The organism is Methyloversatilis universalis FAM5 (genome assembly GCF_000214035.2).
GTDB lineage: Bacteria > Pseudomonadota > Gammaproteobacteria > Burkholderiales > Rhodocyclaceae > Methyloversatilis > Methyloversatilis universalis.
On sequence record NZ_AFHG01000035.1, the window covers coordinates 1 to 13,346 of the forward strand.

Annotated in this window: 14 protein-coding genes; 8 read left to right on the plus strand and 6 right to left on the minus strand. The window is 66.6% G+C overall.

Annotated features, from left to right (window positions below; genetic code table 11):
- A partial coding sequence (locus tag METUNV1_RS05395; protein WP_043359152.1) for a sulfate ABC transporter substrate-binding protein occupies positions 1–587 on the minus strand: 587 nt, incomplete at its 3' end.
- A 204-nt stretch (positions 588–791) separates the two neighbouring features.
- On the opposite strand from METUNV1_RS05395, the gene METUNV1_RS05400 reads away from it, so the two are divergent.
- The 3 genes from METUNV1_RS05400 to METUNV1_RS05410 are packed head-to-tail and all read left to right on the plus strand — an operon-like array spanning position 792 to position 3,976.
- The gene (locus METUNV1_RS05400) at positions 792–1,961 is read left to right on the plus strand and encodes an FAD-binding domain-containing protein (protein WP_008059626.1); all 1,170 of its coding nucleotides are present in this window, start codon (positions 792–794) and stop codon (positions 1,959–1,961) included.
- A gap of 14 nt (positions 1,962–1,975) precedes the next feature.
- Positions 1,976–2,422 carry a DUF3429 domain-containing protein gene (locus METUNV1_RS05405; protein ID WP_043359162.1) on the plus strand — a complete coding sequence of 149 codons (447 nt, stop codon included), beginning with the start codon at positions 1,976–1,978 and terminating at the stop codon, positions 2,420–2,422.
- A 6-nt stretch (positions 2,423–2,428) separates the two neighbouring features.
- Positions 2,429–3,976, plus strand: a complete 1,548-nt coding sequence (locus METUNV1_RS05410; RefSeq protein WP_008059628.1) for an FAD-binding domain-containing protein — start codon at positions 2,429–2,431, stop codon at positions 3,974–3,976.
- 15 nt (positions 3,977–3,991) lie between these two features.
- Here the strand turns inward: METUNV1_RS05410 and METUNV1_RS05415 are convergent, their stop codons facing one another.
- The 5 genes from METUNV1_RS05415 to METUNV1_RS05435 form a co-directional block, all read right to left on the minus strand.
- Positions 3,992–5,167 (minus strand): trans-sulfuration enzyme family protein, encoded by a 1,176-nt coding sequence (locus METUNV1_RS05415; protein ID WP_008059629.1) that lies wholly within the window; start codon positions 5,165–5,167, stop codon positions 3,992–3,994.
- 151 nt (positions 5,168–5,318) lie between these two features.
- Positions 5,319–5,795 (minus strand): hypothetical protein, encoded by a 477-nt coding sequence (locus METUNV1_RS05420; protein ID WP_008059631.1) that lies wholly within the window; start codon positions 5,793–5,795, stop codon positions 5,319–5,321.
- Positions 5,796–6,009: 214 nt separating this feature from the next.
- Entirely contained in the window at positions 6,010–6,903 is an 894-nt protein-coding gene (locus METUNV1_RS05425; RefSeq protein ID WP_008059632.1) for an FHA domain-containing protein, read from the minus strand.
- Between the two features lie 6 nt (positions 6,904–6,909).
- Complete coding sequence (locus METUNV1_RS05430; protein ID WP_008059633.1) at positions 6,910–7,902, minus strand: HpcH/HpaI aldolase/citrate lyase family protein; 993 nt, start codon at positions 7,900–7,902, stop codon at positions 6,910–6,912.
- A 127-nt stretch (positions 7,903–8,029) separates the two neighbouring features.
- Positions 8,030–9,022 carry a malate dehydrogenase gene (locus tag METUNV1_RS05435; RefSeq protein WP_008059635.1) on the minus strand — a complete coding sequence of 331 codons (993 nt, stop codon included), beginning with the start codon at positions 9,020–9,022 and terminating at the stop codon, positions 8,030–8,032.
- 232 nt (positions 9,023–9,254) lie between these two features.
- On the opposite strand from METUNV1_RS05435, the gene METUNV1_RS05440 reads away from it, so the two are divergent.
- From METUNV1_RS05440 to METUNV1_RS05460, 5 genes are read left to right on the plus strand one after another with little or no spacing between them, the layout of a single operon-like run.
- Positions 9,255–9,983: a GntR family transcriptional regulator gene (locus METUNV1_RS05440; protein ID WP_008059636.1), complete on the plus strand. Its 729-nt coding sequence runs from the start codon at positions 9,255–9,257 to the stop codon at positions 9,981–9,983.
- Positions 9,984–10,040: 57 nt separating this feature from the next.
- Complete coding sequence (gene sdhC, locus METUNV1_RS05445; protein WP_008059637.1) at positions 10,041–10,427, plus strand: succinate dehydrogenase, cytochrome b556 subunit; 387 nt, start codon at positions 10,041–10,043, stop codon at positions 10,425–10,427.
- The gene (gene sdhD, locus METUNV1_RS05450; protein WP_043359154.1) at positions 10,421–10,768 is read left to right on the plus strand and encodes a succinate dehydrogenase, hydrophobic membrane anchor protein; all 348 of its coding nucleotides are present in this window, start codon (positions 10,421–10,423) and stop codon (positions 10,766–10,768) included. Before sdhC ends, sdhD begins: the two co-directional genes overlap by 7 nt.
- Positions 10,769–12,556 (plus strand): succinate dehydrogenase flavoprotein subunit, encoded by a 1,788-nt coding sequence (gene sdhA / locus METUNV1_RS05455; protein WP_008059639.1) that lies wholly within the window; start codon positions 10,769–10,771, stop codon positions 12,554–12,556.
- Positions 12,557–12,566: 10 nt separating this feature from the next.
- Entirely contained in the window at positions 12,567–13,277 is a 711-nt protein-coding gene (locus tag METUNV1_RS05460; RefSeq protein ID WP_008059640.1) for a succinate dehydrogenase iron-sulfur subunit, read from the plus strand.
- Positions 13,278–13,346 lie beyond the last annotated feature (69 nt).

The following is a 13,346-nucleotide window of genomic DNA, read 5'->3' on the forward strand; positions in this document are numbered from 1 at the left end:
GAATCGAGCACCTTCACGTTGGCGAACAGCTTTTTCACGAACTCCTTCGCGGTGGCGTCCGAGCCGCCCGGCTGCTTGGCCGCGTAGGCCCAGGCGGCGAGGTAGTTCCAGCGCGCGCCGCCCGAGGTCTTGGGGTTGGGGGTGATGACCTCGACGCCGGGCCGGACCAGATCGTTCCAGTCCTTCAGGCCCTTGGGGTTGCCCTTGCGCACCAGGAACACGATGGTGGAGGTGTAGGGCGAGGCGTTGTGGGGCAGGCGCTTCTGCCAGTCGGCGGGGATGAGCTTGCCGTTGTCGTGCAGGGCATCGACGTCGTAGGCCAGGGCGAGGGTGACCACGTCGGCTTCGAGGCCGTCGATGACCGAGCGGGCCTGCTTGCCGGAGCCGCCGTGGGACTGCTTGATGGTGACGTTGTCGCCGGATTTCGCCTTCCAGTGTTTGGCGAAGGCGGCGTTGAAGTCCTGATAGAGCTCGCGGGTCGGGTCGTAGGACACGTTGAGCAGGGTGATGTCGGCGGCCAGGGCGCTGCCGGCGAGAGCGGTGCCGAGCAGCAGGCTGGCGGCGAGGGTACGCAGGGCGGTTTTCATGGTGGGGCTCCGTGTGCGGTCAATCAATGCGATGGATTGCACTGTAGGGAGCCGCCCGGGCGGTGCGAACCAATTAAAAGTGCGCTGCTTTGCACCGCTTTTCTGCAAAGCTTCTGAATTGCGGTGAGAAGGGATCGGGTGTCCGGAATCTTTCCCGGCCGGACATGGTCTGTCGCGCCGGACGCCCCTGTTCCGGACCCCGCCATGAATGACCTGTTCCTGCCCGCAGTGCACGACGCCTTCGAGCCCACGCCTGCGGCAGCCCACGCCCGCATCGACGCGCTGGACCCCGCGCGCTACGCGCGCACCCGCAACCATCTCGACGGCGCGGTGAGCCGGCTGTCGCCCTACCTGACCCACGGCCTGGTCGACGTGCCTTCGGTGATCGCCCGCCTCGGGCAGCGCCATACGCTGACGCCGGCGGACAAGATCGTGTTCGAACTCGCCTGGCGCGAATACTTCCATCACCTGTGGCGGCACTGGGGCGACGGCATCCTGAGCGCCCGCCGGCCGGCGCCGGCCGCCCGCTACGCGGCCGAACTGCCGGCCGACGTGCGCGAGGGCCGCACCGGCGTGCCGGTGATCGACGCTTCGGTGCGCACGCTGTACGACACCGGCTATCTGCACAACCACGCCCGCATGTGGCTGGCGAGCTATCTGGTGCATCTGCGCAAGACCGGCTGGCTGGCTGGCGCGACCTGGATGTACCGCCATCTGCTGGACGGCGATCTGGCGTCCAACATGCTGTCCTGGCAATGGGTGGCCGGCACGCTGACCGGCAAGCCCTATCTGTTCAACGCCGAAAACGTGGCCCGTTACGCGCCGGCGCTGGCCAGCCGGGGCACGGCCATCGACGACAGTTACGAATCACTGGACCGGCGTGCCCGCCACGCGGCCGACTGCGGACCCGAGCCGGGCGCGCACACGGGTATCGAGGAGCCGGACGCCGGAGCGCCGCCCGCGGAATCCGCCGCGCTGCCGACCGGCGCAGACCCGGTATGGCTGGTGCACCCGTGGTCGCTGGGTGAGGTGCCGCCGGGCCATGTCGCGGTCGGCTGGATCGAACCCGGATTCCACGCGCGCTTCGGCTGGAGCGCCGCGCGCTGGGCCTTCGTGGCGGCGCGCATGCGCGCGCTGTGCGACAGCGTGGTGGTCGGCAATGCAGACCGTCTGAGGCTGCTGTGGCCGACCGCCCGGCTGAGCGCGCAGGCCACGCTGAATCCATTCTATGCCGAGGCGCTGCGGGACGCCCGGGTGACGCTGCAGCCGGTGCCGCGCCAGTTCGACGATCCGCCCCGACCGCAGCCTTCGTTTTCCCGCTTCTGGCAGACGGTCGCGCCCGACGCGTCGACCGCCCGCCCCTGGCACCGCTGATCATGGAGATGCGCATGACCCTCAATCCGCAGGCGCGGCGGCCCGCGCAACTGCTCGGCCTCGCCGGGCTGATTCCTTTCGTCGGGCTGACGCTGGCACTGCTGGCCGGCTTCGACGCGCCCCGCACGCTGGCGCTGGCCCAGCTGGCCTACGCCGCCACCATCCTGAGTTTCGTTGGCGCGCTGCACTGGGGGCTGGCGCTCGCGGCGCCGCAGCTGGACGAAGCGGCCCAGTGGCGGGCACTCGGCTGGGGCGTGCTGCCGGCACTGATCGCCTGGTGCGCGCTGCTGGTGCCGCTGCCCACCGGTCTGTGGCTGATGGCCGCGCTGGTGCCCGCCTGTGCCTGGATGGACGCGCAGCTCGCGCGTCAGCTCGGCCTGGCGTCCTGGTATCTGCGCCTGCGGCTGACGCTCAGCGCGGTGGTGGCGCCCTGTCTGGCGCTGTCGGCGCTGGCGGTCTGATCACCGATGCAGCTGGTGTGGTTCAAGCGCGACCTGCGCATTCACGACCACGCGCCGCTGCGAGCGGCCGCCGCCGCCGGCCCGGTGCTCGCGCTGTACGTACATGAGCCGTCACTGCTCGCGCAGCCCGAGATGGATGCACGCCATGCGGGCTTCCTGCGCGAGGCGCTGGACGACCTGACACGTCGGCTGCAGATGCTGGGCCTGTCGCTGCTGCAGTTGCGCGGCGACATGCCGGCGGTGCTGGATGCGCTGCACCGTGCGACCCCGGTCAGCGCGCTGTGGAGCCACGAAGAGACCGGCACGCTGGCCAGCTTCGCGCGCGACCGGGCGGTCGCCGACTGGTGCCGCGCGCACGGCGTGCCCTGGCATGAGAGCCCGAATGGCGGCGTGGTGCGCCGGCTGCGCGACCGCGACCGCTGGTCCGACCTCTGGCTGTCGCGCATGACGCCTGCACCGCTGCCGCCGCCTGCGCACATCGAAGCGGCGGCTCATCCGCTGGCCGGTCTGCAGTCCACGCCGGACCCGCTGGCGCTCGGCGTGGCCGGGGCTGACATCGCCGGTCGCCAGCGCGCCGGTCGCCGGCAGGCGCTGGCCGAGCTGGACACCTTCCTGTCCGAGCGGCTGCCGCGCTATCGCCGCGGCATGTCCAGTCCGCTCAGCGGCGAGCACGACTGTTCGCGGCTGTCGCCGCATCTGGCTTTCGGTACGCTGTCGCTGCGCGAGGTGGTGCACGCGGTATGGCGGGCGCGCGCCCGCTGGCTGGCCCGTCTGCCCGGCCCGGATCAGGCGGCGGCGCTGGCCGGGCTGAAATCCTTCGAAAGCCGGTTGCACTGGCAGGCGCATTTCATTCAGAAGCTGGAATCGGAACCGGAGATCGAACTGCGCGCGGTGAACCGCCTGTACGACGGTCTGCGCGAGGCAGATTTTTCAGCCTCGCGGCACGCCGCCTGGTGCGCCGGTGAAACCGGATTTCCGTTCATCGACGCCTGCATGCGCGCGCTCGCGGCGACCGGCTGGATCAACTTCCGCATGCGCGCCATGCTGGTGGCTTTCTCGTCCTACCAGCTGTGGAATCACTGGCGCGAACCCGGCCTGCATCTGGCGCGCCAGTTCACCGACTTCGAGCCGGGCATTCACTGGCCGCAGGTACAGATGCAGTCCGGTGTGACCGGCATCAACACGCTGCGCATCTACAACCCGGTCAAGCAGCAGACCGATCAGGACCCGAAAGGCATTTTCGTGCGCCGCTGGCTGCCGGAACTGGCGCGCGTGCCGCTGGCGCTGCTGGCCGAGCCCTGGCGCATGGACGCCGCACAGCAGCGGGAGGCCGGCTGCGTGATCGGCCGCGACTATCCGGCGCCGGTGGTCGATCACCTGGCGGCGGCCCGGGCCGCGCGCGACGCGGTGTGGGCGGTCCGCCGGCAGCCGGACGCGGCCGGTGAGGCGCGCCGGGTGTATCTGCAGCACGGGAGTCGCAATCCGAACCGTGAAGGATCGCCGCGACGTGGCCGGAAGCCGGCCGACGACGGCCAGATGGGTTTCGGCTTCTGACCGTCGCCCGCGCGCTCAGTCGCCCAGCGCCTGTTCCAGATCGGCGATCAGGTCGCCCGCGTCTTCCAGACCGATGGACAGCCGCAGCATGGCGTCCGGAATGCCGCGCCGGGCGCGCTCTTCCGGCGTGATGCCGTGGTGGGTGGTGGTGCAGGGCTGGGTGACCAGACTTTCGACGCCACCCAGACTGGGCGCCAGCCGGATCAGCTTCAGCCGGTCGGCGACCCGGGTCGCGTCGTCGCGCCCGCCGCGCACGACGATGCTCAGCATGCCGCCGAAACCGTTCATCTGCGTTTTCGCCAGCGCGTGACCCGGCGCGTCCGGCAGGCCGGGGTAGTGCACCCGCGCAATCTTCGGATGGCGCGCCATCGCTTCGGCCACCGCCTGCGCATTGGCGTTGTGCTGACGCACCCGGACCACCAGCGTGCGCAGGCTGCGTGACAGCAGTGCGCAGGTTTCGGGAGACGGCACCGTGCCCAGATTCTTGCGCCAGGCCCACACCGGCTCGAGCAGCGCGCGGCTGCCCATCAGCACGCCGGCGGTGAGGTCGCTGTGGCCGCCGAGGTATTTGGTGGCGCTGTGCATCACGATGTCCGCCCCCAGCTCCAGCGGTCGCTGGTTCACCGGCGAGGCGAAGGTGTTGTCGATCGCGACCAGCGCGCCGTGGGCATGTGCGCGCGCGGCCATGGCACGGATGTCGACGATGTCCAGCGTCGGATTGGTCGGCGTTTCGAAGAACACCAGTTTCACGCCGTCGGCCAGCAGCGCATCCAGCCGGTCGGTCTCGTGGCCGAGGATGCAGTGGGTGCGCAGACCGAGGCCGGGCAGCTGCCTTTCAAGCAGCTCCAGCGTGCCGCCGTAGGCGTCGCCGACGCACACGATGCCATCGCGGCCGTGGGTCAGGAAGAGGGCGCTCAGCGCCGCCATGCCGGAGGCGAACACCCAGGCCGCCTCGGCGCTTTCCAGCCCGGCCAGTGTTTCCTCGAGCGCGAAAATGGTGGGGTTCAGGCCGTAGCGGGTGTACAGCCCGCCGCGGGTGCGGCCGTCGATCACGTCGAGCAGATCAGCGGTGGAGGCGAAACCGAAGGTGGTGGTGTTGTAGACCGGGGGATAGGGGCTGCCGTAGGCGTCATCCGCGGTATGGCCGTGGATGGCGCGGGTGGCGAGCCGCTGGGGAGGCGTGTCAGACATGGGGCGTATCCTGCAGACGGAAGTCCGAAGGATACGCCTGCACCGCATTGGTGCGCATAGACGGAATCAAGGCCACCTTTACGTCCGCATCAAATGGCTCGAACCGGACGTGGTTCCTGAAGCCGCTTTCCTGCGGACTTCAAGATGGACCTCAGTACGGATAGCCGGGACGCGCGTTGGCCTGCGTACCGTTGTCCTTTGCCGGCGACTTTTCATCGCGGCGGTCCACCGTGACCGACTCGCCCATGCGCAGAGCGAGGTCGTTCGGATAGTCGTAGCCGGTGCCCTTGTTGTGGTCGATGATGGCGCCGATGCCGCCGCCCAGAATGATGTTGCCCCACATGCCGCCAGCGGAGCGCGAGATGGCGCGCAGGAAGCCGGCGCTCATGCCGTCCTTCTGGCATTCGACGCTCAGGTCTTCGGCGGAGCGACGCACCATGACGTTGCCCGGCGATTTGGCGTTCCAGCTGCCCTTGTCGTTCTTGAGTTCGCACTTGGCGTTCTCGACGACGTCGCCGTTCTGGTCACGGGTGGTCAGCGTGACGGTCTGCATCTCGTTCGAGGTGATGGTTGCGCAACCGCCGCTCAGTGCGATGGCGAAGCAGAGCAGGGGGAGTGATGTCTTCAAGTGCGGATCCTCGGCGTATCGAGCCCCGCCGGGTCGTTGTATGACTTTCGATATATGTCAAAAGAATGAATGGGCGCGGGGCGCGCGAACTATAGACGATGAATGCACGAAGCATTTCGCGATGACGTATTTTTACAAACCTCATGCGAGGACCCAGAACACGTAAATGCCCTGCGGAAGGCCTGAGTGAAGGCCCGATAACGGACGGGCCGTATCAGCCCAGGCAGAAGAACTCGACCACGTCGCTCGCTGCGCTGCGCGGCGAGCCGAAAGCCAGCCAGCCGTGGCCGTCGATCACCACCTCTTCGCGGGTGAGCGCGAATTCGTGCTGGCCCTCGATGGTGACGAAGGTGCCGTTGCTCGAGCGGTCGGTGAGGATGAAACGGTCGCGGCGGAATTCGAGGTCGCAGTGCTGGCGGGAGGCGCGCGCATCCTTGACCAGGATGTCGACGCCAGCGTCACGCCCCATGCGCAGCCGCGTATGCTCCGCGCCCACCAGCCACACGCGGCCGCCGTGATACACCCGCATTTCCTGCTTGCCGGTGTTCAGGTTGAGGCCGCCGATATGGGTGACGTGTTCGGAATGTTCGCAGCGCAGTTCGCACATTTCGACCGAACGCGCGACCCCCTTGACCACGCGCGGCGGCATCGGCCGCACCATGTGCTGGAAGTGCTCGGACAGCCGCACTGCGGCTTCGGTCGATACGATGGCGCGGCCGTGGCTGCCCAGTTCGGACAGGCGGGCTGCGATATTCACCGACTCGCCGTAGATGTCGTCGCCGGTCTCGATCACCGGGCCAAAATGAAAGCCGGTGCGCACGCCGAGCGAGAAGTGGTGGGCCAGCGGCAGCCCGCTGATGTCGCGGTGGATGGCCAGCGCGGTATCGGCGGCATGGTCGCAGGCGCGGAAAGTGGCCAGCAGACCGTCGCCGGTCATCTTGATGACGCGGCCCGAACTGCCGACCACCGAGTCGCGCATCGCACGCAGGCAGCGATCGATCAGCGCGAACGCCGCGGTGTCACCCATGCGCTCATAGAGCTGGGTGCTGCCCACCAGATCGGCGAACAGCACGGCGCATTCTTTCGAGACGGGCGGTACGCGGCTCATGTGTCCTCAGGCGAAGAAGCGGCTGCGCACGTCGTCCGGCAGCGGTACGCCGGTGGCGTGGGCGCGTGCGAGCAGCTCCCAATAGTAGCGATAGGAGGCGCGGTCGTGCAGCGTGTCGTGATGCCGGGTCGGGCCCCAGCTCGCGTCCTGCGCACCGCAGAGGATGGCGATCGCGTCCTCGACCTCGCTGAAATCCGGCCGCATTTCTTCGACGATGGGCAGGATCTGGTTCGGATGGATGCTCCACATGCGCATGAAGCCGAACTGGCGGCGCGCCTGCCGCGCGTCATTGCGGATGAAGTCGATGTCGCGGATTTCGGTAGTGACGTTGTGCGTCGGCACCACGCCGCAGCCGTGTGCGGCAGCAGCGATCTCGCATTTCGTGCGCACGATGATCGGGTGCTCGAACTGGGTCGGGCTCTTCATCGCGTTGCCGGGCAGGGCGCCGTGGTGCGCGCTGACGAAATCCATCAGGCCGAGGTCGATCGATTCCACCCGGTCGAGCGATGCGATGTCCCACACCTGGCGCAGCGCGCCGTGGCTTTCGATCAGCACGTGCACCGGAATCTTCCGCCTGAGGCCGGCCAGTGTTTCGCAGCTGCGCAGCCAGTCGGTCTGCACCTTCACGTCGTCGGCCGAGCGTGCCTTGGGCAGCGTGATGAAGGCCAGCCTGTCGCCGGCTTCGCCGACGATCACTTCCATGTCGGCTTTCCAGTGCGCGTGGGTCACGTCGTGGATGCGCACGCCCACCCGGCCGAACAGGTTGTCATCACCGGCGATGACCGCAGCGCACAAGCGGCGGTGGTCGACCTCGTTGCCGGCGGCCGCACCGTCCTCACAGTCGCAGGTCACGTCGAAGATCGGCCCCAGTTCGGCCTGCAGCGCGAGCGCCTTGCGCATCAGCTTTTCCGAGCCGGCGTAGTGGTCGACCGCGGGCAGGATGGGGAAGGGCTTTTCGCCCTGATACAGGACTTCGCGCGGATGGACGACGGCATTCATGCGGACAACTCCGGCATAAAAAAAGCGGCCACGTTACCGGGCCGCTTCTTCCGATTCAATGCTGCGTCGCCGCATGCCGACCCGGTGGGAACAGGGTGACACGCGGACGGTACGCAGCACCGTGGCATCAGAGCAGGTCGGCGACGCCGGCGCGCTCCTCTTCCAGTTCGGCCAGCGTCTTGGCGACGTAGGGCTTGGAGAACTCGTCGATTTCCAGACCCTTGACGATGGTGTATTCGCCGTTTTCGCAGATGCAGGGGAAGCCGAACACCAGGCCTTCCGGAATGCCGTAGGAACCGTCGGACGGCACGCCCATGGTGACCCAGTCACCGTTGGAGCCGAGGTGCCAGTCGCGCATGTGGTCGATCGCGGCGTTGGCGGCCGAGGCGGCCGACGACAGGCCACGGGCCTCGATGATGGCGGCGCCGCGCTTGCCCACGGTCGGCAGGAAGGTCTTGGCGTTCCATTCCTGATCGTTCACCAGCTTGGCGACGCTGTCGCCATTCGAGGTGGCGAAGCGGTAGTCGGCGTACATCGTCGGGCTGTGGTTGCCCCACACGGTCATCGTCTTGAACGACGACACCGGGCGGCCGATCTTGGCCGACAGCTGCGACAGCGCGCGGTTGTGGTCCAGACGCAGCATGGCGGTGAAGTTCTTCGCCGGCACGCGGCCACCGGCCTTGGCGGCGGTCTTCATCGCGATGTATGCATTGGTGTTGCACGGGTTGCCGACCACCAGGATCTTGCAGTTCGGCGAGGCGTTCTGGCCGATGGCCGCGCCCTGCACGGTGAAGATCTTGGCGTTTTCGGTCAGCAGGTCCTTGCGCTCCATGCCGGGGCCGCGCGGACGGGCACCGACCAGCAGCGCGAAGTCGGCGTCCTTGAACGCGACGTTCGGGTCATCGGTGGCGATCATGCCGGCGAGCAGCGGGAATGCGCAGTCGTCCAGTTCCATCATCACACCGGTCAGCGCCTTCTGGGCCTGCGGCAGGTCGAGCAGTTGAAGAATGACCGGCTGGTCCTTGCCCAGCATTTCACCGCTGGCGATACGGAACAGCAGGGCGTAGCCGATCTGACCGGCAGCGCCGGTCACCGCGACGCGAAGGGGCGTCTTTGACATGGTGGTCTCCTGTCTGAGGATGGGACGGGTACGTTCTATACCTTGGGGTGCGTTGTGCGCGGCCCGAATTATGGTCGACCCGCGGCCGTTTTGACACACAGCACAAAAATCGGTCCCGCTGGCCGGGGGCTGACCGGTCGGAACGGTGTTTTTGCACGGCATCAATTTATATCATATATAAGACATCAGACACGATGTAGACGTGACAGGATTTCTGTGCTGAAATTGTTGCATGGCACAGGAATCCCCCACCTTCAGCCCGCTGTATCGACAGATACGCGGCTTGCTCACGCAGGCGCTGCAGAGCGGCGAGTGGCGTCCGGGTGAGGCGATCCCGAGCGAAACCGAGCTCGCCCAGCGCTTCAATGTGAGTCAGGGCACGGTGCGCAAGGCCATCGACGAGATGGCGGCGGACAATCTGCTGGTGCGCAAACAGGGCAAGGGTACCTTTGTTGCGACGCATCACGATCCCCGCGCTTTCTTCCGTTTTCTCCGTCTCGCGCCGATCAACGGCACGATAGAGACCTCGCAGAGCGTGCCGCTGGAATGCTGGCGCGCCCGCGCGGGCCAGGAAGTGGCCCGCATGCTGGACATCGAGGTCGGCTCCCAGATCATCATCGTGCGCCGGCTGCTCAAGTTCGCCGGCAAGCCGGTGGTGATCGACGAAATCTATCTGCGCGGCGACCTCTTCCCGGGCCTCAATCTCGAGGTGCTGAAGGAACAGCAGGGTTCGCTCTATTCATTCTTCGAAACGCGTTTCGGCGTGCGCATGGTGCGTGCCGAAGAGCGCCTGCGCGCGGTCGCGGCCGACCGCCAGAGCGCCGAGTACCTCGAAGTGAGCGACGGCAGTCCGCTGCTGTCGGTCGAGCGGGTGGCCTACACCTACGACGACAAGCCGGTGGAGTGGCGTCGCGGGCTGTGTTCGACCGCCGACCACTATTACCTGAATACGCTGAATTGACGGTGCCGGTTCCAGCCCCGGCGGATTGAAACGATTTTTTCCAGGAGAGCGAGCCAGATGGCCAACACAGCCAGCAAGACCCGACCGAAGTTCCTTCACCTGACGGAAATACGCCTGCCGCTGCCCGGCATCGTGTCCATCCTGCACCGCGTCAGCGGCGCCGGCCTGTTCCTCTGTCTGCCGCTGCTGCTGTGGCTGTTCGCCGCCAGCCTGGGTTCGCCGGAGAGCTTCGAATCGTTCAGCGCAGTGGTCGGCCATCCGCTGGCCAAGATCTTCCTGCTCGGCCTGATGTGGGCCTATCTGCACCATTTCTGTGCCGGCATCCGCTTTCTGCTGCTGGACATGCACAAGGGCCTGGAACTGGCGACCGCACGCAAGAGTTCGGTCGCGGTGCTGGCCGTGAGCCTGACGCTTACCGTGATCCTGGGGGTGAAACTGTGGTGAATCGTGTCGTTGTCGGTGCCCACTACGGGCTGAAGGACTGGCTGGGCCAGCGCATCACGGCCGTCGTGATGGCGGTCTACACCCTCATCTTCGCGGTCGGCGCGCTGTCGATGGGCGAACTGAACTATGAGAACTGGCGCGGTCTGTTCGCAGGTGGGTTCATGCGCTTCGCGACCTTCCTGTTCTTCGCGTCGCTGATGTACCACGCCTGGGTGGGCGTGCGCGACATCTACATGGACTACATCAAGCCCACCGGCGTGCGCGTCGTGCTGCACGCGGTGACCTTGCTTGCCCTGATCGGCTATCTGGGCTGGGCAGCCCAAGTTCTCTGGAGACTGTAAGTGAGCGTACCTGTCCGCAAGTTTGATGCAGTCATCGTCGGCGCCGGTGGTGCCGGTCTGCGTGCCGCCATCCAGCTGTCTGAAGCCGGCCTGCGCACCGCAGTGATTTCCAAGGTGTTCCCGACCCGCTCGCATACCGTTGCGGCGCAGGGCGGTGTCGCCGCCTCGCTCGGCAACTCCGAGGAGGATCACTGGCACTGGCACATGTACGACACCGTCAAGGGCTCCGACTGGCTCGGTGACCAGGACGCGATCGAATTCATGTGCCGCAAGGCCAACGAGGTCGTGATCGAGCTCGAACACTACGGCATGCCTTTCGATCGTCTGGACAGCGGCAAGATCTATCAGCGTCCGTTCGGCGGCCACATGTCGAACTTCGGCGAAAAGCCGGTCCGTCGCTCATGTGCCGCCGCAGACCGTACCGGTCACGCGATGCTGCACGCGATGTACCAGCGCAACGTCAAGGCCAACACCCAGTTCTTCATCGAATGGATGGCGCTGGACCTGATCCGCGACGAAGAGGGCGACGTGGTCGGCGTGACCGCGATGGAAATGGAAACCGGCGAAGTGTTCGTGTTCCATGCCAAGGCCGTGCTGTTTGCGACCGGCGGTGCCGGCCGCATCTACTACAGCTCGACCAATGCCTTCATCAACACCGGTGACGGCGTGGGCATGGCGGCGCGTGCCGGCATCCCGCTGGAAGACATGGAGTTCTGGCAGTTCCACCCGACCGGCGTGGCCGGCGCCGGCGTGCTGATCACCGAAGGTGTGCGCGGCGAGGGCGGCATCCTGCGCAACGCCTCGGGCGAGCGTTTCATGGAGCGCTACGCGCCGAACGCCAAGGATCTGGCGTCGCGTGACGTGGTGTCGCGCGCCATGGTGACCGAAATCAACGAAGGTCGCGGCTGCGGTCCGAACAAGGACCACGTGATGCTGGACATCACCCACCTCGACCCGGCCACGATCATGAAGCGCCTGCCGGGCATCCGCGAAATCGGCATCCAGTTCGCCGGCGTCGACGCGATCAAGGAACCGCTGCCGGTGGTGCCGACCTGTCACTACCAGATGGGCGGCATTCCGACCAATTACAACGGCGAAGTCGTGGTGCCGAAGGACGGCAATCCGAGCGTGCCGGTCAAGGGCTTCTACGCCGCCGGCGAATGTGCCTGTGCGTCAGTGCACGGCGCCAACCGTCTGGGTACCAACTCGCTGCTCGACCTGCTGGTGTTCGGCAAGTCGTCCGGCGAATCGATGGTCGAGTTCATCAAGTCGCAGCCCGCCGCGCACAAGCCGCTGCCGGCCAACGCCGCCGACTTCTCGCTGTCGCGCATCAACCGCCTGGACAACCAGAAGGACGGCGCGGCGGTCGGCGCCACGCGTCTGGCCATGCAGCGCACCATGCAGGCGCACTGCGGCGTGTTCCGCTTCAAGGACATGCTGGCCGAGGGTGTGTCCAAGATTCTCGACATCGAGCAGCAGGTCGCGACCACCGAGATCAAGGACAAGTCCAAGGTGTTCAACACCGCGCGCCTGGAAGCGCTGGAGCTGGACAACCTGATCGAGGTCGCCAAGGCCACCATCGTGTCGGCCAACGCCCGCACCGAATCGCGCGGCGCCCACGTGCGCGACGACGCGACCGATACGCCGGAACGTCCGGACGGCCGCGACGATGTGAACTGGCTCAAGCACACCCTGTGGCACCGCGAGGGCAACAGGCTCGATTACAAGCCGGTGAACATGAAGCCGCTCACGGTTGACACCATCGCGCTGAAGAAGCGCGCCTACTGAGGAACGCAGCATGACCGCCCGTACCGTCGAATTCAGTATCTACCGCTTCGACCCGGACCGCGACGAGAAGCCCTACATGCAGTCGATCTCGATCGAGCTCGACGGCACCGAACGCAAGCTGCTCGATGCGCTGGTCAAGTTGAAGGACAAGGACGACTCGCTGTCCTTCCGCCGTTCCTGCCGTGAAGGCGTGTGCGGCTCGGACGCGATGAACATCAACGGCAAGAACGGCCTGGCCTGTCTGACCGACATGAAGGACCTGCAGTCGCCGGTGGTGCTGCGTCCGCTGCCCGGCCTGCCGGTGGTGCGCGACCTCATCGTCGACATGACCCAGTTCTTCAAGCAGTACCACTCGATCAAGCCCTACCTGATCAACAACGAGCATCCGCCCGAGCGCGAGCGCCTGCAGTCGCCGGAAGACCGCGAGGAACTGAACGGCCTGTACGAGTGCATTCTCTGTGCATGCTGCTCGACCTCCTGCCCGTCGTTCTGGTGGAATCCGGACAAGTTCGTCGGTCCGGCTGGCCTGCTGGCCGCCTACCGCTTCATCGCGGACACGCGCGACCAGGCCACCAGCGAACGTCTGGACAACCTTGAAGACCCGTACCGTCTGTTCCGCTGCCACACCATCATGAACTGCGTCGATGTGTGCCCGAAGGGTCTGAACCCGACCCGCGCCATCGGCAAGATCAAGGACATGATGGTCCGTCGCGCGGTCTGATCATGATGCATCCGTGCCCGCCCCTGCCGAAGGGGCGGCGCGGTGCCCGTTCGCGGGCAGAGAGCGACT